A 24,047-nucleotide genomic window follows, 5' to 3' on the forward strand; every position below is an offset into this window, starting at 1 on the left:
AACATCACGTTAAAAAACAGGCATATAAGCCCCAACCTGGTGTAAATGCACCTTGTCAGGGCTGATATGCCTGTTTTCTTGTTTTTGAGAACCCACAGTTTTTATACCGCTGGAGCATGAACCTTTTTATCTTTTGCCGGAGAAGCAGTCCTGTCTTTGGAACTCTCGCCTTTTTCAATCTGCCGCTTTTTCAGGAAGCTCAAAACTCCTGCCGCCAAAATAAGCCCCAGTCCCCACACAACGCCGCGACCACCCATCCTCAGCACAGCCATGCAGCCAATGAGCGCCCCCACGGTGAAGGCCCCTACGGTTATGGTATAAAACCAGGCACGGCGGCGCATGGTTTCCTCATGGTCTAAGAGATACTGAGTCCAGCTCAAAACACACTGCTTTAAATTATTGGTTGTAAAGATAGTGGAGCTGTTATAGCCGTCTGTTCCGGAAAATGTTCCCCACTGAAAGCTTGACGCAATAAAAATAGGGTAAAGCCGGACCAGATCGGGAAGTCCCTTTGGAAGAAGCAGGCACAAAAGGAACCCTCCCACATCCACGATCAGACAGAGCCGTTCCATGTCAGGCTTTACCATACGGTTTATCAGATAGGCTGCCGCAATGGAAAGACTGAATAAGACCAGAGCCCCCAGCCGGATTCCTGCCTGTATGAGATCGCACCCCACCAGATCCTTTGTAAGACTCATGATGTTTCCCGTATGGGCCGAGGCAAAATTCCCTCCAAACCCGCAGACTGCAAAGGTTCCCATAAAACCGCCTATACAAGTCATATTATAATGGAGGAGCCGTCCAAGCCCTGATTCTGATATCCGTTCCATTTTCCCCTTACCTGCCTTTTAATCGATCCAAACCATTATAACAAAAAATAGTTGCAGCGTCATTCTGCAAAAGTACCATTTTTTCTTCACTTTTAAGATGGATTTTCCTTAAACCACTCAAAAGCGCCTCCGGACGGCTCCATTTCAAACTCCATCCGCTTTCCCGTTACAGGATGAGGGAAGGACAGACGGAAGGCGCACAGAGCCAATAGGTCAGGTTGTCCGGGAGCTGTCTTTTCTCCGTATTTATCATCCCCATAAAGGGGTGTTCCATGGCCGGAAAATTGTACCCGGATCTGGTGGTGGCGGCCTGTAAGCAGACGTATCCTCACCAGACTGTATTCCCTGCTCTCCCCCGCGTCACAGCGCTCTGTCGATGCCTCTGCCGTATATGAAAGCTCTGCCCGTTTACTTCCTGCTGCCGATTTATCCACAATTTCAGACCGGTTCTCTCCCTGATTCTGTCTGAGATAATCCACATATACACCATGATTATCCACAGGTTTTCCACATACCACTGCCTTATACCATTTTTCCATTTTTCCCTGCTGCATCAGGGAACTAAGAGAAGCTGCAGCCTTTTGATTTCTGGCATACACCATAATTCCCGACACAGGCCGGTCCAATCTGTGGATAACTCCCACATAAGGCGGCTGATTTTTCCCCTGCCCTTTTGAGGATAATGTGGTTAATTTGTGGATATTTTGTGGATTTCTGGCCTGAATGGTGAGATATCTGCGGATCTCGCTGACCATATCCTTTGCAAAGCCCCTGGCTGACTGCGATTCCACTCCTGCAGGCTTTACCGCTACCAGAATATCCGAATCTTCATATAATACAGAAAGCATATCTTATCCCCTTTCTTCCCATTTACTTTGATAATCAAATAATTTTTTCAAATGTATTGCATATTCCGTCCATTCCGTGTATAGTATACATTACATCATAATATAGTTTTGAATACTATATATCATAGTTATATCAGCCTTGTCATATTTTTAAAGGAGGTATCATTCATGACACAGAAAATAAAACACAATTTACGAAAGATAAAGGATCCGGGCAGCGCCATGACCCATTTTATCGCCATGGTTCTGGCAGCAGCCGCAGCAGTTCCTCTTCTTATTAAGGGTTCCCGGTCTCCTGAACAGTTTCATCTGGCGGCTCTGGCTGTTTTTATTTTAAGCATGATCGGCCTCTATGGAGCCAGCACCATCTACCACACGCTGGATATTTCCCCAAAAATCAACCAGCTGCTGCGAAAGATCGACCACATGATGATCTTTGTGCTCATTGCAGGAACCTACACGCCCGTATGCCTGATCGTACTGGGAGATCAGACGGGATGGGCTCTTCTGGCACTGGTCTGGATCATCGCTGTCCTTGGGATCTTTATCAACGCCTTCTGGATCACCTGTCCCAAATGGTTTTCTTCCATGATCTACATTGCCATGGGCTGGGTCTGCATCCTGGCCTTTTCAAAGATACTGGCAGCGCTGCCAAAAGCAGGCTTTCTGTGGCTTCTGGCCGGAGGCATCATTTACACCCTGGGCGGCGTCATCTACGCCCTGAAACTGCCTATTTTCAATGCGAGACACCAATATTTCGGTTCCCATGAAATTTTCCATCTCTTTGTCATGGGCGGAAGTCTCTGCCATTACATGATGATGTATCAGTTTGTTGCTTAAAAATCAGCTCCTCCTTTTTCTTTCGGGGGAGCTGTTTTATTTCATATTCCCGTCTCATAGCCTCCTCTTTTGTGGAAAAGGCCTCATAATAGACAAGGGCCACCGGTCTTCGGGAACGTGTGTATTTGGCACCCTTCCCTTCATTGTGGGCCTTTAAACGCCTGTCCAGGTTATTAGTCCAGCCACAGTAATACGTTCCGTCCGCACACCGCAGGATATAGGTATAATTCTCATTCATATCGGTTCATCCGTTTTCTATGTAAACGGCGATTGCGCAAAACGCGCCGTCACCGCCCGGACCTAAAAAGGTCTGTATCTATGATAAAGCACCAGCTGGATGCGCCAGACATTCTTTATACGATCAGTATACGCCTGTTTTTAAAATGTGTGCCTCATCCTCTTATTTTTTTCTTTTTCCTTTCTTCTTCACAGGCTCCAGAAACTGCACTGCCTCCCAGAGAAGAAGCGCTCCTGCGGCAAGCTGTAGAAGAACGCTTAAAAGAACCCAGTGCTCCATCACAAAGCCTGTATTCTCCATTCCAAAATAGCTGCATACGCTGGCAAAGGAGGTGCTACGCCCGGCCTGATTTCCAATGACTGCCATAAAGGTAAAGGCCGGATTCATCAAAAAGAGATAAAAAGCGCCTCCGGAAGAAGCACGGATGGCAGGCGCCTCCATCGCATATGCCGCTATGGTCTGGTCTAGATTCGCAGCAGACATCGAGAGGGCAAAACGGTTGATAAAATACGTTCCTGCCACAAAAGCGATCAGAGTGCCGTATGTTACAGCCGTAGAAACCGTGGATCTTCGGAATACGGATGAAAAGAAGATCCCAAGACTTCCCGCCATAAAAGCCACTGCCACATAGCAGAAGATCAGTGACAGAGCATCCCACCAGGTAATGCCGCCATAGACAAACACCATGGCTACCGCAGGAAAACTGGACAGGATCAGCACAAACAGGGAGCTTAAAGCACCCATCAGCTTACCTGTCACAATCTGAGCCGCTGTCATCTGGGTGGTAAGCATCAGATCTAATGTCTGCCTCTCCCGTTCGCCGCTGATGCTGGCTGCCGTGACGGCAGGCACAATGAACATCAGAAGGATAAACTCAATGGCTGTGACAAATTCGTAGATATCCATAAAACTGCTGTACTGAATCGTGGCATTGGTACGGACCCGCAGAACCACCGAGTACATATTGATCAGAGCCGCCAGACACAGAATCCCGTTAAAAAGGGAAAGGATCAAAGGAAATCTAGGGCTTCTGGCGCTGACCTTCATCTCACGGCTGTAAACCGGATTCTGCCTCATAAGACGTCACCACCCTTTCTTCTTCATGATCTGTCAGCTGCATAAAGACGGACTCCAGACTGCCCTTCTCACGAACAAAGCCATTTACCAGGACGCCAGCATCGATCAGCTGCTGAAGGAGCATCGCCTCATCGGTGCCGTCTCCGGCAAAGCGGACGCAGATATCCTTTTCCCGCATGGAAATAGTCTGGACACAGGGATGGCGGCGCAGGACCGCCATGGCCTGCTCCATATTGCTGTATACGGAAATTACCAGAGGATTTGAGGCGTTGACCCGCGACAGGATCGCCGTTATGTTTCCCTCCAGCACCATCCGTCCCTGATCGATGATCCCGATATCCGTACACATCTCCGCCAGCTCTGACAGTACATGTGAACTGATAATAATGGTTTTTCCCGTACTCCTTAATTCACTGAGTATTTCTTTAAATTCAAACCTGGTTCTCGGATCCAGGCCTGAGGTCGGCTCATCCAGGATGAGGATCGCCGGATCGTGGATCAGAGCCCTTGCAAGACAGAGCCGCTGCTTCATTCCGCGTGAAAGTCCGTCCACATAGAAATCCAGCTTATCCTCCAGTCCTACCTGCTCCAGAAGAGCCGTATACCGTTTTCTTGCCATCAGGCCGTCAAGCTGATAACAGGAGGCAAAAAAACTCATGTATTCTGCCACAGTCAGGTTATCGTATACCCCAAAGAAATCCGGTACATAACCGATCATCCCCTTTAATTCCCCCAGGTCCCTGAGTGCATCCTTTCCATTAATGGTCACACTTCCTTCTTCTGCGCCCAAAAGCCCTGTCATAATTTTTAATGTCGTTGTCTTTCCTGCGCCGTTGGGTCCTACAAAGCCGTAAAGTGCGCCATCGCCTACATTCATATCCAGGCCGCTTAAGGCATGGTATTTTCCATATATTTTGTGAAGATTTCTTACTGTAAGCATCAGGGCTGTCTCCTTCCTGTAACTGTAAGAACCGGGAGCATGATATTCCATGTATACTCTCCGGCTGTATCATACACATATTTCACAGTGATCGTATTTCCAGGTGACAAATAGGAATCCAGTTCCTCCCTGTTATACTGGCTTACCGCACTGTCCATCCGATCATAAGAGCCTGTATTATAGTTGTAAAAATACATATTTCCTTCAAACGGTACGGTATAATAATATCTTAAATTTGCAACCACCCCTTCGCTGAGACGATGAAAATGAAGCGTATCTACTTCCAGCTCATTTCCAAGATAATATTCCAGAACCACCGGATTTATCCCGTAGATGGTGTTGCGCGCCGCATCGTACTCTCCTGCCAGCACATGCGGCTGCTTCTGCATCGCCGAACGGCTTACAAGGCCATCCTGTTCATAATTTACATCCAACTCCGAAGTTAAAAGCGTGCAGCCATAGGTTTCTGTTCCCGGATTTCTCAAAAATCCCGTTTCCTTCTGCTCCTGGCTGAAGGCTACCACCCGTGCCTGGGTATGATATCCGGAAAAATAATTTTCCACATAGAAGGAAAGGAGATTGGTCCGCTCCAGCGCCCTTACATAATCCGGATCCTCTATATTTACCTTCTGGCCGTACCGTGAAGCTCCGGTAATCTGAGCGGCCATAGCATATCCTAAATCCGTTGCGCAGTATATCAGCTCGCGTCCATCCAGGGAAATCGTCTGTCCAGGCTCTATGGTTCCGATCATTACCATCTGGTTATATAAAAGCAGCGCCGCATTTTCTACGGTCCACGGGTAATTATTCGTTATCGTCCCTGTGATCGTTCCCTCAAAGGCCCGTATCTCCCCGGAAAATCCCTGCCCTGTTTCATTTGGCAGGTTACGCTCCATCTGGAAATAACTGGGATTGAAAGCGCCTGTATCTCTCGCTTCAATATACGTTTCATCCTCCTTATACCGGATCACCATATCCGGATCCTCAGAATCCACCAGGGCCGGAACCGTACCCGGATTGTAGTACGAGGAATCGCAGACAGGGAACAGACGGTACGAAGGATCCAGAGATACCCCATAGCTGTGATTATAGGGAGAGCGCATATTGATAAACAACGTTTCTGATATATCCTCTTCTCCTGCGTCCTGAATGGAGGCATAGGTAAAAAACGGGCCGTTAAACCGCGTGGGTATCCCCATCAAAAGCACCATACCGGTACAGCACAGGGACAAAATGGCTACTGCAGGCTGATAATACTGGCGCAGCTCCCTCTGCTTTAAAAAGAAGTAAAGCCCCGGCCCCGCAAGAGCCACGTAGGCAACTGCCAGCGTAACGTAAAGCCCTACTTTGGGAAGACGGTTTACATTCCCCGTATTGATCAGGCTCTGTACCTCCCAGTAACGGCCTGCGGAGGAGCCTCCGTTTCCGCTGCTTAAAAGATTCAGACGGTTTTCTCCTATAAGCTCTGTAAACAGGCGGTCTACATAGGAGGGATTGTCAGTCCCGTATTCTTTCAGATCTCCAAAATCATAAATTGCCGCTGCCGCCATTCCTCTGCCCACCGGTGTGCTGGAAATAATTTCCATCGGCCCCTTTGTCATGACCTCCGTACTTCCCTTTAAGTCCACCTCTGTGCAGTTCAGAACAATCCGGCTGTCCCCATATTCCGAGGATTCCTGACTGCTTTCCATATCCAGTTCAAATTCTACGGCCTGAGGAAGTGGGCTGGCTAAGAGCGCCTTGGAAAAGGCTCCCAGCGTTTCATTTGCATGCTCCCCTGTTCCGAACAGAAGGGTACCTCCGCTCTGGGTCCACTCCCATACAGCCTCAAGCTGCCGGCTGTCCAGAGACCCAGTATCAAAATCATTGATCAAAAGCACATCCAGCTGATCCAGCTCCTGCCGGGATTCTGGCATCGTATCCTGATCCAGCTCAATAAGACGGGTGCGGAGTGTACTGTAATTGATCCCCATATGATCCATATAGGAAAGGCGTTCCGGATGGTCGCTCAAAACCCCCACATACAGCTCCGCTGTATCCAGGTTCAGATCCAGCCTGATCCGGCGTCCGGCTGTCTCCTTTCCTTCCTGATCTACTAAAGACAGCAGTACCTGATCTACCTGAATGCTGAGGGAAATCTGAATCTTTTTTTCAACCGTTTCCCCTGCCTTTACCTCAATGGGGTATTCATACCGGTAGGTACTGTACTCTGAAAGAGAACTATTTCCATAAGGACTGTATTCCGGTTCAAGAGTTGCAGCCCGAAGCGTTCCCGTAAAGTCCTCCTTTGTAGAATTTGTAACCCGGATGGTCATCGGAAGGATACGGCCGCTTCTGGCTGTGTTATCATAGCCGTACACCACTTCCATCTCCAATGGATGGGGTGAAGCCGGATCCTGCCAAAGCGCCTCTGTCTGTGCGCCTTCTTCCGGCACAGTCTCTCTGGGGCCTGCCACACCGCTTCCCGGACCGTCTGCCGTAATTGCAGCATAGGAAGGGAGCAGGGCGGAAAGAGAAAACAAAAGGGCAAAAAGGGCGCCTTTCAGCACCCGTGTATATCTGTACATCTGTATTTTCCTCTCTTTTTATGGCCGGATCACCGTCATGATCCGAACTGTTCTTTCTCAATATCAAAATGTACCTGAAGCTTTACCGTAAATACTGTACCATTTAAATCGCTGGCAACCCGGATGGTGCCTCCGTGCATATCTACAATTTCCTTTGCAATCGCAAGACCAAGGCCGGTGCCTCCGGTTGTGGCAGAACGCGACTGCTCCACCCGGTAAAACTTGTTAAATAAAAGAGGCAGCTCATCTGCAGGGATCACACGGCCAAAATTCGTCACGGAAACCGTAACCGTGTCCTCCTCTCCGTGGATCTTTACCAGAACCCGCTTTCCATCAGCTCCGTACTTAATGGCATTTCCAATCAGATTGTCAAACAGACGGGCCAGAAGGTTTCCGTCAGCACTTATGATCTTTGCAGGCACATTGCTCTGAAGGTCATAGGACAGATTTTTTTCCTCAAAGTTGGGGTAGGCTTCCTCTAAGAGCTGCTCTAAAAGCTTTACAATATCGATCTGTCCTATGTGCATGGCGATTTTTCCGTAATTCAGCTTCGTAAAACCGAAAAGGTCTTCAATCAGCTTTTCCAGCCGTCTGGATTTGCTGTAGGCAATTTCTATGTACTTGTGCTGCATTTCCTGAGGGATCTGCGTATTCCCGGCCAAAAGCTCCAGATAGCCGATGATGGAGGTAAGGGGCGTTCTTAAATCGTGAGCCACATTTGTAATCAGTTCATTTTTCGTGCGTTCCGCTTCTCTCTCCTTATCCATAAGCTTTCGGATATCTGAGGACATCTTGTTTAAATTTGCCGCCATGGCGGAAAATTCGTCGTCCCCGGTCACATCCACTTCCGTATTTAAATTGCCCTGGGAAATGCTCTGAACCGCATCCGAAATCCTTCCCAGATAGCGGATCCCAGGCTCCTCCAAAATCATAAAGGTCACGGAAAAGATCACGATCCCCAAAAGCACATACAAAATGACCACTGCCAGATGCTGTCCTAAAATAAAATGGACCAGAGCCGATACCTTCCCGCTCTGCTGTATGTAGCGCGCCACCATGGAAAGATTTGTAATGAGAAATACTTCTACCAGGCAGGTAATAATGGCGCTGTACACGATATGGGTCAGCACACGGAACCGGTAACTGCTTCCCATACTATTTTTCAATCTTGTAGCCTACTCCCCACACAGTTGTAATAATCTTGCTCTGCCTGGTATCTTCCTTCATCTTTCCTCTTAAACGTCTGATATGTACCATAACCGTATTATTGGCCTCATATACCTTTTCATTCCATACCCGCTCAAAAATCTCATCTGTACTGAATACCTTTCCCGGGTTGGAGGCCAGAAGATAAAGAATGTCAAATTCAATCGGCGTCAGCTTGATTTCCTCACCGTCTACCACTACCTTATGATTATCTTTGTTGATGCTCATTCCCTTGATGGTGATTTCGCTGCTTACCGCTTCCTTTGCCATGCTGTTGGGATTTAGCTGGGTATAGCGGCGAAGCTGGGATTTTACCCGTGCCGTCAGCTCTAATGGATTAAAGGGCTTTACCACATAGTCATCCGCTCCGGTACCCAGTCCCAGGATCTTGTCAAGGTCGGTTGACTTGGCGCTGAGCATAATGATCGGGATATTGTTAGTTTCACGAATCTTTTTACACATCTCAAGGCCGTTCATCCCCGGCATCATGATATCAAGGAGCACCAGATGGATCTCCTCTTTTTCCAGGATCTCAAGGCCCTTTAAGGCATTTTCCGCCTTAAAAACCTTATAGCCATCACTTACCAGATAAATCTCTATAAGATCTGCGATCTCCTTTTCATCGTCTACTACCAGAATGTTGATATCGGGCATATGATTCCCCTCCTCATACGTTATCATTTCTTTGTAAAGTATATTTATGATTATCATACCATATTAACCAATGGTTTTCCTTACTTTTTTCTTGAAAAATTATGGGAAAATATGTTACGGATAAAAAAAGCAGTCCTGCATCAGCAGAACCGCTCTTTTTATTGAATTTATATATTTCCGCTTTCTATGGGTTTAAAGATCCGGGTCACTGCCGGGTCGTCCTCTCCCCTGTATTCCTTTACCCGCTGCACCGCCTCCAGGCAGAACTGCTCCTGAGAATTTATTAAGACCTTTCCCCGCTTATCCTCCTTTTCGTAGGTGCCGTCCGGCTGCAGGATATGGGCCTTTACATTATCTTCCAGTTCTATCTTAAGGATATGAATGACCTGCTCCTTTAAAGCTTCATCCTCTACCGGGAACAGAATCTCCACCCGGCGGTCCAGATTCCGCGGCATCCAGTCTGCACTTCCCATATAAACCTCAGGACTTCCGTCATTGAGGAAATAAAAAATCCGGCTGTGCTCCAGGAAATTTCCCACAATGGAACGCACATGGATATGCTCGCTTAACCCCGACACTCCGGCACGCAGACAGCAGATCCCGCGGATCACAAGCTCAATTTCCACTCCGGCACAGGAGGCCTCATAGAGAGCTTTGATGATTTCTTTGTCGCAAAGGGAGTTCATCTTTGCCATAATATGGCCTCTGCGTCCTTCCTTTGCGTGGGCTGTCTCCCGGCGGATCATTCGCAGAAACCGGTTTCTCAGCCACAGAGGCGCGACAGAAAGCTTATTCCAGGCCTTTGGCTCCGAATATCCGGACAGCATGTTAAAGACTGCCGTGGCGTCCTCGCCGATCTGGGGATCGCAGGTTAAAATGCCGCAGTCCGTATAAAGCTTTGCAGTGGAATCATTGTAATTTCCCGTACCCAGATGGACGTAGCGGCGGATTCCGTCCTCCTCCATGCGGACTGCCAGAGTGATCTTGCTGTGGGTCTTAAGTCCCACCAGGCCGTAGATCACATGGCAGCCGGCCTTTTCCAGCATTTTTGCCCAGTTGATATTATTTTCCTCATCAAAACGGGCCTTTAATTCCACCAGTACGGATACCTGCTTTCCATTCTCCGCCGCCTCTGCCAAAGCCGCAATGATGGGGGAATTTCCGCTCACACGGTAAAGGGTCTGTTTGATGGCTAAAACCTCCGGATCTCTGGCTGCGCTGCGCACAAAGTCCACCACCGGATCAAAGCTCTGATATGGGTGATGGAGCAGGATATCGCCCTTTCGGATGTTGGTGAAAATATCATCCTCATTCATCAGGGCCGGTACCGGCTGCGGGATGTACTTGGGAGCCTTAAAGGCTTCAAAGCCTTCCAGACCATACATTTTCATAAGGAAGGTCAGATCTAATGGCCCAGGGATGCGGAAGATATCCTGACTGCTGATGGAAAGCTCCTTTTTCAGGATTTTAAGAAGCCGCTTATCTACATTGGATTCAATCTCCAGCCGGATTGCCTCGCCCCACTGGCGCTTTTTCAGCTGCTTCTGGATTTCCTCCAGAAGATCCACCGCCTCCTCCTCATCAATGGAAAGATCTGCATTCCGCATGATGCGGAAGGGATGAGAGGCCACAATATCATAATTTAAGAACAGGGAGGGCATATTCCGCTCAATGATCTCCTCTAAAAGGATCACCACCCTCTGCTCTGTGCCATCCTCCATTGTCTCTCTGGGAAGCTCTACGATTCTTGGCAGCACAGAAGGCACCTGCACCATGGCAAATTCCAGTTCTCCATCCCCGTTCTTTTTCTTTAACAGAGCCGCAATATTCAGGGTTTTGTTGCGGATCAGCGGGAAGGGCCGTGAGGAATCAAAGGCCATGGGGGTAAGCACCGGGTATACATTGGTCTGGAAATAGGAGTCCGCACAGGCCGCTTCCTCCTTTGTAAGATCCTCATGCTCCATGATGATCCGCAGGCCGTTCTGGCGCAAAGACGGCACCAGGGAACGGATATAGGTGGAATACTGCAGCTCCACCAGCTGATGGGTCTTTATGCTGATAGCGTCTAACTGCTCCTGAGCCGTCATTCCTGCAATATCCTGCTTCATATATTTCGCGTGTACCATATCCTTTAGGGAAGCCACACGGACCATATAAAATTCATCCAGATTGGAGGCTGTAATGCTTAAAAATTTCAGCCGCTCAAACAAGGGCAGGCTCTTATCTCTGGCTTCGCTGAGAACCCGGTAATTAAATTCCAGCCAGCTCAGTTCCCGATTAACAAAATTGGAGGGATCTGCTCCAAAATCTGTGGTATTTTTTTCTTTTTCTGCCATGTCATGCCCTCCTTTTCTGCTTTAACACCGGCCTTATTCCAAATATTTCCTCAAAAAAATCCGCCTTCTGTTCAAAGGACGCCCGCTCCAGAGCCAGATCTCCCGTGTATCCTGTGGTAATGACTAACTCTCCCTCCCGGATCGCCATCCGGCAGTCTGCCAGCTTGGACTTGTGGGTCTTGTCCATGGAATTTGCAAGGCGCAGGATTGCCGTCAGCTTGGCTATACGAATGGTAATGGCGCTTCGGTTTAGATTACCGCTTCCATCCTCTCCAATCTGCGTTTCCAGCTGAATGGTATCGTAATCAAAATCACGGATATTGTAGCGGACTACATTTGCGATAATCTCACGTTCCAGATGGCTCAGTCCGATAATCTCCGTAGACATGATCAGGTTATAACTGCTTTCATTGGAATTTCGGATGCTGATAAACTTACCGCAGCCATGCAGCGTCACTGCGATCTGGAGCAGGAGCCGCTCCCTTGCTCCCATACCATGAAATTTCCGCGCAGCGTCAAAGATAGATAACGCATACTGCTCCAGCATCTGATTATGGCCCGCATGGCATTTATACCGCTTTGCCATATTTCTGGCCGCTGCCAGAATATCATTCTCAAAGCTGTGGCTGAATCGGAACAGACGGCAGTCATCGGCATATTCTGCCGCAATGCCGTCACAAAGGCCGATATCAGGAATCCAGAACTGTCCCGCTCCCGTAACCTCCATCACTCTGCGGTATACAACCGCTGCCGGAAGGAGCAGGGATGCGTACTCACTGTTCACATTAAAACGCTCCTCAATCTGATCCAGGGTCATCTGAGAAAGGCGCTCATAAAAAAGCTCCATCTCTTTGTCATCCACACGGTCTGCCGCTGTGTTTAATCCAAGCTGGCGCATCAGATAGGTAATATTGGTTCCGATCCCGATCAGATTATCAATCTTTCTGTCTTTTAAATACATTTTCCGAAAGGTTATCAGCTCATTATCTACCAGCTCCTCAATGTGAAGACAATGCGACCTTACACTGGCCGGGATTTTAGCCAGCTGGCTGCGGATCCGCAGAGTACCAAGAGGCAGGCTCTGGGTCGTTACCAGAGTATCCTTATCAAACAGAGAAATCTGGGCGCTTCCAAAGCCCACATCTACAATCGCCGTTCCCTTCTGGATGATCCGGTTAAATTCTCCTGTCTTTGCCGCCACTGCCTTATAGCTGATAAAACGCTGCTCTGAATTGCTGATAATTCGCACCTTAAGTCCGGTTCTTACACAGATCTGATCCAGGATGATCTGGCTGTTTTTCGCCTCGCGCATGGCTGTGGTTCCGTAAGCCCGGTACTCCCGCACCCGGTAGGTTTTCATAATCCCCGTAAAATCCTCCAGAACAGAGCACATCTCATCCGCCAGACCGTAGCTGATTTTTCCTTCGCTGAAGGTATCGCTTCCCAGAGCGATCACATGGCGGATGTGATCTACACAACGGATCCCCGTCTTTTCAGAAATCTCATAAATTCCCAGTTCCAGAGCAAATGAGCCGATCTCTATCGCTGCAAACATTCTTACTGCCACGTTCTTCCTCCTTTTGGGGCGCGCTGCCCGATCCCCTGTATGGCCTAAGCCCGGGACTATATGACTGCTATTATAATCCCGGACTCATCTTCTTTCTTCCTTATGATGTAAAATTTCTGTATATTTTATGTAAAATCGCATCCCAGCAGATGGGTAATGAACTGGGAAGCCGTACGCCCGGAAAGTCCTCCGTGGCTCAATTCCCATTTATTGGCTTCCAAAAGCAGTTCCTCCTCCGGTATATCCAGCTGATGCCTCTTAGCCAGCGCTTTGACTATGGACTGAAACTGCCGTTTGTCCGGTGAACCGTAGTAAATCGTAACGCCGAACCGGGCTGCCAGAGAAAGTTTCTCCTGAACCGTATCATTATTGTGAAGATCGTCATCCAGCTCCCTCTTGTCGCTGAATTTCTCCCGGATGAGATGGCGGCGGTTGGAGGTCGCATAGATCAGCACATTATCCGGGCGTTTTCCCAGTCCTCCTTCCAAAATAGCCTTCAAATACTTATATTCCAGCTCGTAATCCTCAAAGGACAGATCATCCATGTAAATGATAAACTTGTAATTGCGGTCCTTGATCTGCTCCAGAACATCTGAAAGATCCTTAAACTGGTGCTTGTATACCTCAATCATACGCAGGCCCCTGCTGTAATATTCGTTCAAAACCGCCTTTACGCTGGAGGATTTTCCCGTTCCCGCATCACCGAATAAAAGTACGTTGTTGGCCTCTTTTCCATTTACAAAAGCCTCCGTATTTTCAATCAGCTTATGCTTCTGAAGCTCATATCCCACAATATCCTTAAAATAAATATGCTCCACATTTACAATGGGATCGATCACCGTCAGCCCTCCGGCCTCTTTTTCCAGAATCCGGAAAGCCTTATTCAGTCCAAAGGTTCCCGCCCCGTATCCCCTGTAAAATTCCACCATAGTCTGCTGAAATCCTTCCAGGTCAGATGCCTGCTCCAGGGCCTTTGCCAGCTCCACGATCCTGTCCTTGATCCTGCAGTTAAAAACCCGGCTCTCCTGAAGTGCCGGGCGGTAGTCCGCAAGCAGGCTCCACAAAGAAGAGGGCGCAAGAGAAGAAAGATCAAAATCAAACAGTGCCTTGAAAATGGCAAAGTCTTCTTTCGCCAGAAGATCCAGAGTACCGCCTGCAGGCCCTTTGACCTCACAGGCAGTTGTATATGCATTTTCATTATCTGCCAGGCAGAGCGCCAGAAAACAGTGCCACAGGTTTCCTTCAAAGCCGTACTTTGCAGCCAGTTCGATCAGCTGTCCCGCACAGGCAAAAGAATCTGTACTCTCCTTTTCTTCTGACATTCCCATAAATCCTGCCATCTGCTCAAACAGCGTTTGATGTTTTAAATTGCGGTAGATCACAAGTCCTCTGATATCCATATCTCTTTCCTCGTTTCTTCTTTGTATCCATATTTCCCTTACCATCAGCGGATAAGGGAATCCACGCTCCAACCGGTTCGGCTCAGTAGTTTCCCAGGATCCTTAAGGATACGGCTTCCTCAGAAATCCCCTTTAAAGCATTGCGGATCTTTGCATCGGATAAAGACCCTTCCACATCTACAAAAAAACGGTATTCCCAACTTCTCCCGGGAATGGGGCGCGATTCGATCATCAGCATATTGATGTCATTGTAAATCAGATTTCCAAGCATATTGTAAAGAGAGCCGCTTCTGTGGACGCCCTCAAAACAGATGCTCACCTTATTAGCGCCCTTTCTGTATACAGGATCCTTTGACAGGATAATAAAACGGGTCACATTATTTTTATTGTGGTTAATGGAGCGCTCCAGCACCTTTAAGCCATAAAGCTCTCCCGCAATCTCACTGGCTACCGCCGCCTGGGAACGATCGTTTTCCTCTGCCACTTTTTTAGCCGCTACCGCCGTATTGACCGTGCTGATCTGTTTCCAGTCCCTGTGGGCATTCAGATACTGGGAGGTCTGCATCAGAGCCTGCGGATGGGAATAAACTGTCCGGATATCCTTAATATCCGCATCTTCCCGGCCCAGCAGCGCATGGTTAATCGGAAGCTCCGTTTCCGCTGCGATGTACACATTATGCTTTACTAAGAGATCATAGTTGTCGCTTACTGCCCCAGCGGAGGAGTTTTCAATAGGGAGCACCGCATAATCTGCCCGGCCCTCCTCCACCTCTGTCATGGCATCCTCCATGGTCTTTACATGGTACATATCCGCATCCGGGCCGAAATACCGGCGGGCCGCACCGTGTCCATAGGAGCCCTCCACACCCTGATATACGATCCGCACATTTTCCCTTTTTAAATCCTCGATCATGGAAAACCCGGTGTCCATCTCCTGCCCGTGGGAAGCCAGAAGACCATACTGAAGCCTGCGGCTGATGGTCATGATCTGCGAAAACAGTTCATATGTACCTTTGCGCGTAAAATCACTGTGAGCCAGAGCCGTAACCGCCTTAAGCTTCTGCTGCTCCCGCTCCCTGTCATAAACAGGCTTTCCGGTCTGTATCTTATACTCAGCCACCTCTCTGCACAGCTCCATACGTGTCTCAAACAGCTCTGTCAGGCTGGCGTCAATCACATCCAGCTGCTGCCGGATCTCCTGTAAGTTCAGTTCCTTCATCTCTGTTCCTCCAGCTCTTTTATCATGGAGCAAATGATCTCTCTTGTGTAGGCTCCGGGGAACTTGCGGTTTTCTGCCGGAAGTTCCTTTAAATAAATGGGTTTTCCGTATTCGATGATCACATGGCTGGGCCGGATCCATGGGAAATGACGCTCAAATACCTCTGCCGTCCCCACCATGGCAACAGGGATCACCGGACAGCCGCTCTTTTCTGCAATCTTTAAACTTCCCTCATGGAACTCCATCAGTTTTTCCGGATTTTCACCGGGATTTCTGGTTCCTTCGGGGAAAATCCACATGGAAATTCCTCCCTTGATCTTTTCAATTCCTGCCAAAATAGTTTTTAAACCTTCTTTAATATTCGAACGATCCAAAAATAAGCAGTTCATCCGATCCATCCAGCGGTTTAGCAGCGGGATCTTTATCATTTCCTTTTTGGCAATAAAACCGGTCAGTCCAGGAACGGTCATATAGCCCATGACAATATCAAAATAACTTCTGTGGTTTCCCACATAAAGCACCGCCCGGTCGGTGGGAATATTTTCCAGCCCCCGCACCTCGTATGTGATCCCGGCGATCCGGCTGATTTTTTTAAAAATCCACCGCACCATGGAAAAGCTCTTCCAGCCTGCCTCCTCCGGGTTCTTTTTTGCCTTTTTCTCCAGAAAACACAAAACCGGAAAAGTAAGTACCAAATACAGCACAATGGCGATGGCTGCCAGCAATAAGCGTATCATATGTAACTCTCCTTCTGTTCAAAATATTTACTGCCATCAGCGGATAAAGGGATGCTCTCCTGCCCGCTGATGGTATCCATTATATACCAGAAAACATCGGAAATACAACTCTTTGTTAGTTTGAGTTTTCAAGTCTGCCGGGGGTCTGAAGCATCTCAAAGAGAAGCCCGGTGCAAAACCACAGGGGCCCAAAAGCCAGCCGGATCACCCCGCCGATATGATCGGGCCACATGGAATAATCCCATGGGCACACATTAAAATGCTTTAAAATCGTTCCTGTCACATACTCTGCCGTAAAAATCAGAACCATATCCATAAGTCCGTGGCGCACCAGTCTGGCTGGTGGTGAAATACGATCGGTTCCCGCCTCCGGGAATGCAGACAGGCCGGTGAGCCAACGGTCTGCCGTATTTACGATCCCCGGCAGAAGGACTCCCATGCCATAGATGGGAAACATCCAGAGCGAGGTGCGCCCCATGAGCCGCATATCTCCCCGCATCCAGGATTCCGATGAAGTGAAAATGACCTCCAGACACCAGCCCGCAATCCCGCAACGGCAGAAATTGCAGAGCGATTCTTTTAATTTTCCATTATACTGTCTCTTCATAGGGCTAGTATGGACAGCAGAACTGAAAATTATTCTTCCTATAAAAGCGGAGACAAAAGACGGCTTCCCTGCTCCCTGATCCTGGTCAGAAGGCCTCTTTTTTTATAATCCTCTCTTGTTATCTGGCGGCAGTGAGGCAGGTCATTCATAAATGCCTGCTCCAGTTCTGCCGTGACCGCCTCATCATAAATCGTAGCGTTTACCTCAAAATTCAGTTCAAAGCTCCGGATATCCATATTGGCAGTGCCATAGCAGCAGACCCGGCCGTCAACCATAATCCCCTTGGAATGGAGAAAACCATTAGTATAGATATAGACCTTTGCACCATAATCCAAAAGTTCTCCTGCATAAGAACAGGTTGCCCGGTACACAAACGGATGATCCGGCTTACAGGGAATCATCAGACGCACATCGACCCCGGACAAAGCAGCCATCTTAAGCGCCGAAAAAATGGCGTCGTCCGGCACAAAATAAGGCGTCTGAATATAAATATGGTGCTTTGCCTTGTGAAACAGTTCCAGATAGTTGTTTCGGATATGGGGTTCTCTGGTATCCGGACCGCTGGCAATGATCTGCATTCCCACCTGGCTTCCCTCCAGTTCAGGATCAGGCCAGGCCGGTCTTTCTTTATCCCTTCGGACGTCCGTCTTCTTTTTCAGATCTGTCCGGAAATAGGCCTCATTTTTAAAGAGATTCTCTCCCGTAGCATAATTCCAGTCCAGTGCAAAGCGGATCTGCAGGCTCATCACTGCTTCACCGGTGATCCGCAGATGGGTATCTCTCCAATAACCGAATCCGGGATCCTTTGAAATATATTCACGTCCAATATTAAAACCGCCTACAAATCCCACATTCCCGTCTATCACAACGATTTTTCTATGATTTCTGTAATTTACACGCAGGTTCAGCCAGCCTAAAATAGGAGGGAAAAATACACCGACTAAAATCCCGGCGCGGCGCAGTTCCTCCCACCGGCGTTTCGGCATAAAGCGACCCCCCATGCCGTCATAAAGAATCCGCACCTCTACGCCTTCACGCACCTTATCCTCCAGAATCGGCACGATCGAATCAAATACCTCGTCATTTTTAATAATATAATACTGAATGTGGATAAATCGGCTGGCACGGCGCAGAGCGGTCCGAAGGCCTTCAAATTTCGCCTGGCCGTCTGTGTAGATCTTCACCTGATTGTCGGTCGTAAGCACAGCTCCGGAAGTTTCCAGGTTATAGAGGATCAGGCTGCGGAAATCCCTTATGAGGGGATCCATCATTTCCTCCGGAATATCGCTTGAGCGGATAATCTCTTCCTGGCTTTTAACCGGCATATTCAGCCGATCGCTGATTCCCTTTACCTTAAACATCCGGCTCTTTTTTAAATCCTGGCCGAAAAGAAGATAAAATATAATTCCGAACACCGGAATAAAGTTCAGAGCAAACAGCCAGGTCCATACCGATCTGGGATCTCTGCGCTGGAAAAAAATAATAATAATGGAAAACAAGAGATTGATTACGATAAGATGCGTCATAAGCCATTCCCAGACAGCCTCTGCCTCATTGAATATCACTCCCATATATCTCCTCCTGCTTTGTTCATCCTCTATCGGGTATTCCTACTATAGCTTAACAGATCCCCCATCACAATATACATCCCTATTCCGTGAATGATCTTTTGTCCAGTCTACCACATCCTGTTATTTATTTCCAGCCTTCGCCCTTTCGCACCACCTCAAAAAAGCCGGCCCTATCTGACCAGACATCAGATAAAGCCGGCTTTTGCTGCCAACCATCAGCGGAAGCAGTTCCGTTTGGGATCATAGGAAAACCCTGCACCTTCCAGAGTTTCTTCTATATAAGACTGATCCAGCTCCATTTCTCTGCACATCTCTTCCAATGAACTGAAACGGTCTCTAAGCTGTGTATTCACAAAGCTGAACAGGATCATGGGATCCTTTGGAATCTTATTCACCTTATGACCTTCCTTTCTTTTTATTCCGTATAAGCGATAAGCCTGCTTCCATCCTCCGATACATCGATCACGATTACAGCGCCTTCCCGCAGCCCTCCTCCTAAAATCAGCTTTGCTGCCAGGGTTTCTACATTCTTTTGCAGATACCGCTTTAAAGGACGGGCGCCATATACGGGATCATAGCCGTTTTCTGTGATAAAGGCCTTCGCTGTCTCTGTAAGCTCCAGCTTTAACTCCCGGTCTGCCAGACGGCGGTTTAAGTCCGCAATGCATAAATCCACAATACTTCCAATATTTTCCTTTGTCAGAGGCTTAAAGAGAATCATTTCATCCAGACGGTTCAAAAATTCCGGACGGAAATGAGTTCTCAGGTCATTCATCACAGCCTCTTTAGCCTCCGGGCGGATGGAGCCATTCTCATCAATCCCCTCTAAAAGATACTGGGAGCCGATGTTGGAAGTAAGAATGATAATGGTGTTTTTAAAATCCACCGTGCGTCCCTGAGAATCTGTGATCCGTCCGTCATCCAGTACCTGCAGCAGCACATTAAATACATCCGGATGGGCCTTTTCCACCTCATCAAACAGCACTACGCTGTAGGGCTTGCGGCGCACAGCCTCTGTAAGCTGTCCGCCCTCATCATAGCCCACATATCCTGGAGGCGCTCCAATGAGACGTGCCACAGAATGCTTCTCCATATATTCGCTCATATCAATGCGCACCATATTGGATTCATCATCAAACAGTGACTCTGCAAGAGCCTTGGCAAGCTCTGTTTTACCTACGCCGGTGGGGCCTAAAAACAGGAAGGAACCAATGGGCTTCGTAGGATCTTTAATTCCTGCCTTTGACCGGATAATGGCCTCTGTGACCTTCTCAACGCCCTCGTCCTGTCCTACGACTCTCTTATGGAGCACCTGATCCAGATGAAGGGTCTTGCTGCGCTCGCTCTCTGTAAGCTTTGCCACAGGAATGCCGGTCCATTTGGACACAATTCTTGCAATCTCATCCTCTGTCACACTCTCATGAACCAGGCTCAGATCTTCCTTTTTAACCTTCTCTTCCTCTGCCTCCAGCTCCTTCTGCAGCTGGGGCAGCTTTCCATACTGAAGCTCTGCCGCCTTGTTCAGATCGTATTTCTGCTGGGCATCCTGGATCTGGCGGTTTACAGCCTCAATCTCTTCACGGAGAGCAGAGAGGCGGTCTACGCTGGATTTTTCATTTTCCCACTGAGCCTTTTTTGCTGTAAATTCATCATGCAGCTCTGCCAGCTCCTTCTGTAAATCTGCCAGACGATCCTGGCTTAAGCGGTCTGTTTCCTTTTTTAATGCTGCTTCCTCGATTTCCATCTGCATCAGCCTGCGGGACAGCTCGTCTAATTCTGCGGGCATACTGTCCATTTCAGTTTTGATCATTGCACAGGCCTCATCTACCAGGTCAATGGCCTTATCGGGCAGAAAACGGTCGGAAATATAGCGGTCGGACAGCATGGCTGCGCTTACCAGAGCGGAATCTGTGATCTTTACGCCATGGTAAACCTCATACCGCTCCTTCAGTCCTCTGAGAATGGAAATGGTGTCCTCAACCGTAGGCTCTGCCACCATAACCGGCTGGAACCGGCGCTCTAAGGCCGCATCCTTTTCAATGTACTGGCGGTATTCATTTAAGGTAGTAGCGCCGATGCAGTGCAGCTCGCCTCTTGCCAGCATGGGCTTTAACATATTGCCCGCATCCATGGATCCCTCTGTCTTTCCTGCTCCCACAATGGTATGAAGCTCATCAATAAAGAGGATGATCTGGCCTTCGCTCTTTTTTACCTCTTCCAGAACTGCTTTTAAACGCTCCTCAAATTCGCCTCTATACTTGGCTCCTGCCACTAAGGCTCCCATATCAAGGGCAAAGAGCTTTTTATCCTTTAAGCCCTCCGGCACATCGCCCCGGACGATTCTCTGAGCCAGACCTTCTACAACGGCTGTCTTACCTACGCCGGGCTCACCAATCAGCACCGGATTATTTTTTGTCTTTCTGGACAGAATACGGACTACGTTGCGGATTTCACTGTCGCGGCCGATCACCGGATCCAGCTTCTGGTTTCTGGCCCGCTCTACCAGGTCATAACCATATTTTTCCAGTGTATCATAGGTCGCCTCCGGGTTGTCGCTGACTACCCTCTGATTGCCCCGGACGGTGGACAACGCCTGCAAAAACCGTTCTCTGGTGATTCCATAAGTCTTAAACAGCTCCTTCATTTCCCGTCCGGGCTGCTTTAAAAGTGCTAAAAACAAATGCTCCACCGAAACGTACTCGTCTCCCATAGCCTTTGCTTCATCCTCAGCGTTAATCAGTACCTTGTTTAAATCATTGCTGATGTAAAGCTGGCCGCCGCCGCTTACCTTTGTAAGCTTCTCAATGGCCTGTTTGGCCTCATTTTTAAACATATCTCCCTGGATTCCCATTTTCGTAACCAGCTTCATGATCAGGCTGTCATCCAAGGTCAGGAGACTGTAAAGCAGATGCGGCTGATCGATCTGCTGATTGCCGTACTCATACGCCAGCTTTTCACAGCCCTGCACCGCCTCCATGGACTTTTGTGTAAATTTATTGATATTCATACGCCATTCCCCTTTCTGCTGCGGAATCGTGTTTCTGTTCTTTGTTCTATGCGTACTATAACACACATTATTAGCAGTGTCAAGAGTCGAGTGCTAATTTTTTTACAGAATCCTTTATATGCAGACACCCGCCGGCCGGAACGATTCCAACAGGCGGGTGCAAAAGAAATTATTTACTTTTTAAGTCCTAATGCTTTAATGGTCTTGGCTGTTAATGTACCCTCATAGATCACAGTAGCCGTATCTCCGGTCTTTAAGCCGTCAAACATCCCATCTTCTCCCACAAATGAAAAGAAGGTATTTTCCGGATCCTCTGTATCCAGAACCACATGATTGCTCTCTGCCTCTGCTACGGTACCGGTAAGGGTCTTAATTCCCGCGTCCTCTGTATCTCTGGCGTCTGCAGTCACAATTTTTGTGGCGACTGCGGGAACTTCCTCATCTTCCAGATCTCCATAATATGTAATATCTGCCTCTGTTCCGGCCTTGACGCCGTCCTTTGTGACCGTCTGGGCAATGAGGGTATTTAAGGTATAGGAACCGTCCTCCGTCTTTAAAACAAGGCTTCCATCTTCTGTGCTTTCAATGGTTCCCGTGATTGTCAGATCATCCTCCTCAGCAGCTTCCTCCTCGGCTTCCTCTGCTGCGGAAATCACAATATCAACCTCTACGGCCTTTGCCGGCGTTTCTCCCAGCGCTCCTGTGTAGTAAACATCTACCTCATCGCCTTCACCGATGGCCTCTGCTCCGGTAAGCTCTGCTCCGGACACGTCAAATCCGGCTTCTGTTCCGGCATCGTCTGTTACTGTAATAACCGTATCCTCTACTGTCTTTACAATACCGTAAAAGTTCTCCGTCTCTGCCTCCTCTTCCTCGGAAGAAGCCTCTGCCGTGGTTGTCTCTGCTGCCGAAGACGCGGCTGTCGTAGCCGTTGCTGCCTCAGTCTCTGTTTTCTGAGATGAACAGGCAGTCATTCCAAGGGCAGCTGCCATCACTGCGATCATAAAATATTTTCTTTTCATAAATGAACTCTCCTCTCCATACATTTCTGTATACACGATACATATTACTACGCAATCTGTGTTTTTACTATGTATTTTCTTTGAAATTTTCTTTAGAATTCTATAAAAAAATCATTAAGCCCTAATTATATTTCAGCTCCTCTTCCTGGCTTTTACACCTGTTTTTCCCTGTAAAATACAGAACAATCCCCAACAATATGCCTGAAACTCCCAATGCAGCCGTAACAGTCACTCCGGTTCGGATCCAGCGTAAAAATGGATCCGGCTCTTCTGCCGCTTCCGGCTCTAAAACCAATGCCTCTTCCTGCTCTTTTTCTGAATTAGAAATATTCCCCAGTTCCGCAGGTTCATACACAGCGGACACCTCATAGGAAACCGGCTCCACAACCTGAACCTGTCCTCTGTATACAGCCTCGTAATCACGCAGCAGCCTCTCTCCCCTTGCCGACGCCCTGCGGCAGACCTGGCCCGTTTCATCCATAAAGCTTTCCCCATCCCAATCCATAGATGTGATATGGTAAGCCTCGGACGAAAGCCCCATTTCTCCTAAAAGAAGCTCCTGTTCTGCCAAAGCTGAATCCAGGATATCTTCCCCGGAAATTTTTATTCCACCCAATTCATATTCATCTGCTCCATAGGAATAAAATGTCACAGGCGCCTGAAAATCCTCTCTCCACTCCTCCCCCAGTACCCGACTCTCCTGCATATACAGCCGTCCTGATATCCTTGTGCCATTTTCCTCCTGTCTGCTGTCCACATAGGGTGGAAGCGTCTCTGCTCCTTCTACCTCCCGGTACACTTCCGTTTTTTCAAGCACACGGCTCCGGGAAGCTTCCGGCAGCTCACGCACCTCCCAGTCCGCCAGGCGGTAATGAATCCCATTTTCATCTGTATAGGAAGCTTCCGGCTGTTTCAACGACGGTAAGTCTTCCTCCTTCAAATTCTGTTTTAAAATAATGGAGCCCGGATGTGTCTTTTCCTCCTGATTCGGATCATACTCGATCACCTGCTCTGCAGCGGCCCAGACCGTTTTGGATGATACATTGACAGCAGTAAACATCATTCCCGCCGTGACCGCCAGACATAAAAGCTGCCTTCTGTTTTTGTATTCGTTCATATTTGTTCCCCCGTTTTGGTTTATCTGATTTACATAAAATACCTGTTTGGCTTTCCGCCTTTTGCAGTGTATTCTGCTTTTATCTAATTGCCAATGTGCGGTTCTGTTTTCAAATCAAATATCCTGGTGTGGGAGACCTTTGGAAATTTAAGAAATGAATGAATCTGATGTATAAAACCCTGAAGACTTTAGAAAATAGATCCGGACGGAGGGAACTCCGCCCGGTAAAGACATTATAAATATGTATGCTTCAAATTGCAAGTA

20 protein-coding genes are annotated in these 24,047 nt (G+C 48.2%); 1 reads left to right on the forward strand and 19 read right to left on the reverse strand.

Annotated elements, in window-relative coordinates:
- Positions 1–101 precede the first annotated feature (101 nt).
- Both WKT10_RS04915 and WKT10_RS04920 read right to left on the reverse strand, forming a co-directional pair.
- Positions 102–830 carry a YoaK family protein gene (locus WKT10_RS04915; protein ID WP_340275864.1) on the reverse strand — a complete coding sequence of 243 codons (729 nt, stop codon included), beginning with the start codon at positions 828–830 and terminating at the stop codon, positions 102–104.
- Positions 831–922: 92 nt separating this feature from the next.
- Positions 923–1,678, reverse strand: a complete 756-nt coding sequence (locus WKT10_RS04920; protein ID WP_317438097.1) for an RluA family pseudouridine synthase — start codon at positions 1,676–1,678, stop codon at positions 923–925.
- 168 nt (positions 1,679–1,846) lie between these two features.
- Between WKT10_RS04920 and trhA the strand changes: the two genes are divergently transcribed.
- Positions 1,847–2,518 (forward strand): PAQR family membrane homeostasis protein TrhA, encoded by a 672-nt coding sequence (trhA, locus tag WKT10_RS04925; protein WP_066550482.1) that lies wholly within the window; start codon positions 1,847–1,849, stop codon positions 2,516–2,518.
- On the opposite strand, the gene WKT10_RS04930 is transcribed toward trhA, so the two are convergent.
- The 17 genes from WKT10_RS04930 to WKT10_RS05010 form a co-directional block, all read right to left on the reverse strand.
- Positions 2,466–2,756 (reverse strand): GIY-YIG nuclease family protein, encoded by a 291-nt coding sequence (locus WKT10_RS04930; RefSeq protein WP_081422994.1) that lies wholly within the window; start codon positions 2,754–2,756, stop codon positions 2,466–2,468. The genes trhA and WKT10_RS04930 overlap by 53 nt on opposite strands.
- 162 nt (positions 2,757–2,918) lie before the next feature.
- Positions 2,919–3,833, reverse strand: coding sequence for an ABC transporter permease (locus WKT10_RS04935; RefSeq protein ID WP_066550485.1), 915 nt, complete (start codon positions 3,831–3,833; stop codon positions 2,919–2,921).
- Positions 3,805–4,773, reverse strand: coding sequence for an ABC transporter ATP-binding protein (locus WKT10_RS04940; protein ID WP_317438096.1), 969 nt, complete (start codon positions 4,771–4,773; stop codon positions 3,805–3,807). Before WKT10_RS04940 ends, WKT10_RS04935 begins: the two co-directional genes overlap by 29 nt.
- On the reverse strand, positions 4,773–7,340 hold the full coding sequence (locus WKT10_RS04945) for a hypothetical protein (protein ID WP_337434464.1): 2,568 nt from the start codon (positions 7,338–7,340) through the stop codon (positions 4,773–4,775). Before WKT10_RS04945 ends, WKT10_RS04940 begins: the two co-directional genes overlap by 1 nt.
- A 35-nt stretch (positions 7,341–7,375) precedes the next feature.
- Positions 7,376–8,494, reverse strand: a complete 1,119-nt coding sequence (locus WKT10_RS04950; protein WP_066550492.1) for a sensor histidine kinase — start codon at positions 8,492–8,494, stop codon at positions 7,376–7,378.
- A 1-nt stretch (position 8,495) separates the two neighbouring features.
- On the reverse strand, positions 8,496–9,200 hold the full coding sequence (locus WKT10_RS04955; RefSeq protein ID WP_066550494.1) for a response regulator transcription factor: 705 nt from the start codon (positions 9,198–9,200) through the stop codon (positions 8,496–8,498).
- Positions 9,201–9,367: 167 nt separating this feature from the next.
- Complete coding sequence (locus WKT10_RS04960; RefSeq protein ID WP_340275869.1) at positions 9,368–11,536, reverse strand: RNA degradosome polyphosphate kinase; 2,169 nt, start codon at positions 11,534–11,536, stop codon at positions 9,368–9,370.
- A 1-nt stretch (position 11,537) separates the two neighbouring features.
- Entirely contained in the window at positions 11,538–13,103 is a 1,566-nt protein-coding gene (locus WKT10_RS04965; protein ID WP_340275871.1) for a Ppx/GppA phosphatase family protein, read from the reverse strand.
- Between the two features lie 125 nt (positions 13,104–13,228).
- On the reverse strand, positions 13,229–14,503 hold the full coding sequence (locus tag WKT10_RS04970) for an ATP-binding protein (RefSeq protein ID WP_340275873.1): 1,275 nt from the start codon (positions 14,501–14,503) through the stop codon (positions 13,229–13,231).
- Between the two features lie 82 nt (positions 14,504–14,585).
- Positions 14,586–15,722: a prephenate dehydratase gene (gene pheA, locus WKT10_RS04975; RefSeq protein WP_066550504.1), complete on the reverse strand. Its 1,137-nt coding sequence runs from the start codon at positions 15,720–15,722 to the stop codon at positions 14,586–14,588.
- Positions 15,719–16,459: a lysophospholipid acyltransferase family protein gene (locus WKT10_RS04980; protein ID WP_066550507.1), complete on the reverse strand. Its 741-nt coding sequence runs from the start codon at positions 16,457–16,459 to the stop codon at positions 15,719–15,721. The genes pheA and WKT10_RS04980 overlap by 4 nt, the downstream gene beginning before the upstream one ends.
- A gap of 115 nt (positions 16,460–16,574) precedes the next feature.
- Positions 16,575–17,066, reverse strand: coding sequence for a putative ABC transporter permease (locus tag WKT10_RS04985; protein ID WP_340275876.1), 492 nt, complete (start codon positions 17,064–17,066; stop codon positions 16,575–16,577).
- 38 nt (positions 17,067–17,104) lie between these two features.
- Positions 17,105–18,637, reverse strand: a complete 1,533-nt coding sequence (cls, locus tag WKT10_RS04990) for a cardiolipin synthase (RefSeq protein WP_066550513.1) — start codon at positions 18,635–18,637, stop codon at positions 17,105–17,107.
- Positions 18,638–18,852: 215 nt separating this feature from the next.
- Positions 18,853–19,032, reverse strand: a complete 180-nt coding sequence (locus WKT10_RS04995; protein WP_066550516.1) for a DUF4250 domain-containing protein — start codon at positions 19,030–19,032, stop codon at positions 18,853–18,855.
- A 20-nt stretch (positions 19,033–19,052) separates the two neighbouring features.
- The gene (gene clpB / locus WKT10_RS05000) at positions 19,053–21,644 is read right to left on the reverse strand and encodes an ATP-dependent chaperone ClpB (protein ID WP_066550519.1); all 2,592 of its coding nucleotides are present in this window, start codon (positions 21,642–21,644) and stop codon (positions 19,053–19,055) included.
- 173 nt (positions 21,645–21,817) lie between these two features.
- Complete coding sequence (locus tag WKT10_RS05005) at positions 21,818–22,666, reverse strand: hypothetical protein (protein ID WP_066550526.1); 849 nt, start codon at positions 22,664–22,666, stop codon at positions 21,818–21,820.
- Between the two features lie 121 nt (positions 22,667–22,787).
- Positions 22,788–23,783, reverse strand: coding sequence for a hypothetical protein (locus WKT10_RS05010; protein WP_340275879.1), 996 nt, complete (start codon positions 23,781–23,783; stop codon positions 22,788–22,790).
- Between the last annotated feature and the right edge of the window lie 264 nt (positions 23,784–24,047).

The sequence above is a fragment of the Enterocloster sp. HCN-30185 genome, assembly GCF_037890305.1.
In the GTDB taxonomy this organism is placed as follows: Bacteria; Bacillota; Clostridia; order Lachnospirales; family Lachnospiraceae; genus Enterocloster.

Excerpts from the sequence above, each read along its gene's own strand:
- trhA (WP_066550482.1), top strand. The coding sequence starts at position 1,847 with ATGACACAGAAAATAAAACACAATTTACGAAAGATAAAGGATCCGGGC.
- WKT10_RS05005 (WP_066550526.1), bottom strand. The coding sequence starts at position 22,666 with ATGAAAAGAAAATATTTTATGATCGCAGTGATGGCAGCTGCCCTTGGA.
- WKT10_RS04930 (WP_081422994.1), bottom strand. The coding sequence starts at position 2,756 with ATGAATGAGAATTATACCTATATCCTGCGGTGTGCGGACGGAACGTAT.
- WKT10_RS04955 (WP_066550494.1), bottom strand. The coding sequence starts at position 9,200 with ATGCCCGATATCAACATTCTGGTAGTAGACGATGAAAAGGAGATCGCA.
- WKT10_RS04920 (WP_317438097.1), bottom strand. The coding sequence starts at position 1,678 with ATGCTTTCTGTATTATATGAAGATTCGGATATTCTGGTAGCGGTAAAG.
- WKT10_RS04960 (WP_340275869.1), bottom strand. The coding sequence starts at position 11,536 with ATGGCAGAAAAAGAAAAAAATACCACAGATTTTGGAGCAGATCCCTCC.
- WKT10_RS05010 (WP_340275879.1), bottom strand. The coding sequence starts at position 23,783 with ATGAACGAATACAAAAACAGAAGGCAGCTTTTATGTCTGGCGGTCACG.
- cls (WP_066550513.1), bottom strand. The coding sequence starts at position 18,637 with ATGGGAGTGATATTCAATGAGGCAGAGGCTGTCTGGGAATGGCTTATG.
- WKT10_RS04915 (WP_340275864.1), bottom strand. The coding sequence starts at position 830 with ATGGAACGGATATCAGAATCAGGGCTTGGACGGCTCCTCCATTATAAT.
- clpB (WP_066550519.1), bottom strand. The coding sequence starts at position 21,644 with ATGAATATCAATAAATTTACACAAAAGTCCATGGAGGCGGTGCAGGGC.
- WKT10_RS04945 (WP_337434464.1), bottom strand. The coding sequence starts at position 7,340 with ATGTACAGATATACACGGGTGCTGAAAGGCGCCCTTTTTGCCCTTTTG.
- WKT10_RS04935 (WP_066550485.1), bottom strand. The coding sequence starts at position 3,833 with ATGAGGCAGAATCCGGTTTACAGCCGTGAGATGAAGGTCAGCGCCAGA.
- WKT10_RS04980 (WP_066550507.1), bottom strand. The coding sequence starts at position 16,459 with ATGATACGCTTATTGCTGGCAGCCATCGCCATTGTGCTGTATTTGGTA.
- WKT10_RS04950 (WP_066550492.1), bottom strand. The coding sequence starts at position 8,494 with ATGGGAAGCAGTTACCGGTTCCGTGTGCTGACCCATATCGTGTACAGC.
- WKT10_RS04970 (WP_340275873.1), bottom strand. The coding sequence starts at position 14,503 with ATGGATATCAGAGGACTTGTGATCTACCGCAATTTAAAACATCAAACG.
- WKT10_RS04940 (WP_317438096.1), bottom strand. The coding sequence starts at position 4,773 with ATGCTTACAGTAAGAAATCTTCACAAAATATATGGAAAATACCATGCC.
- WKT10_RS04985 (WP_340275876.1), bottom strand. The coding sequence starts at position 17,066 with ATGAAGAGACAGTATAATGGAAAATTAAAAGAATCGCTCTGCAATTTC.
- pheA (WP_066550504.1), bottom strand. The coding sequence starts at position 15,722 with ATGAAGGAACTGAACTTACAGGAGATCCGGCAGCAGCTGGATGTGATT.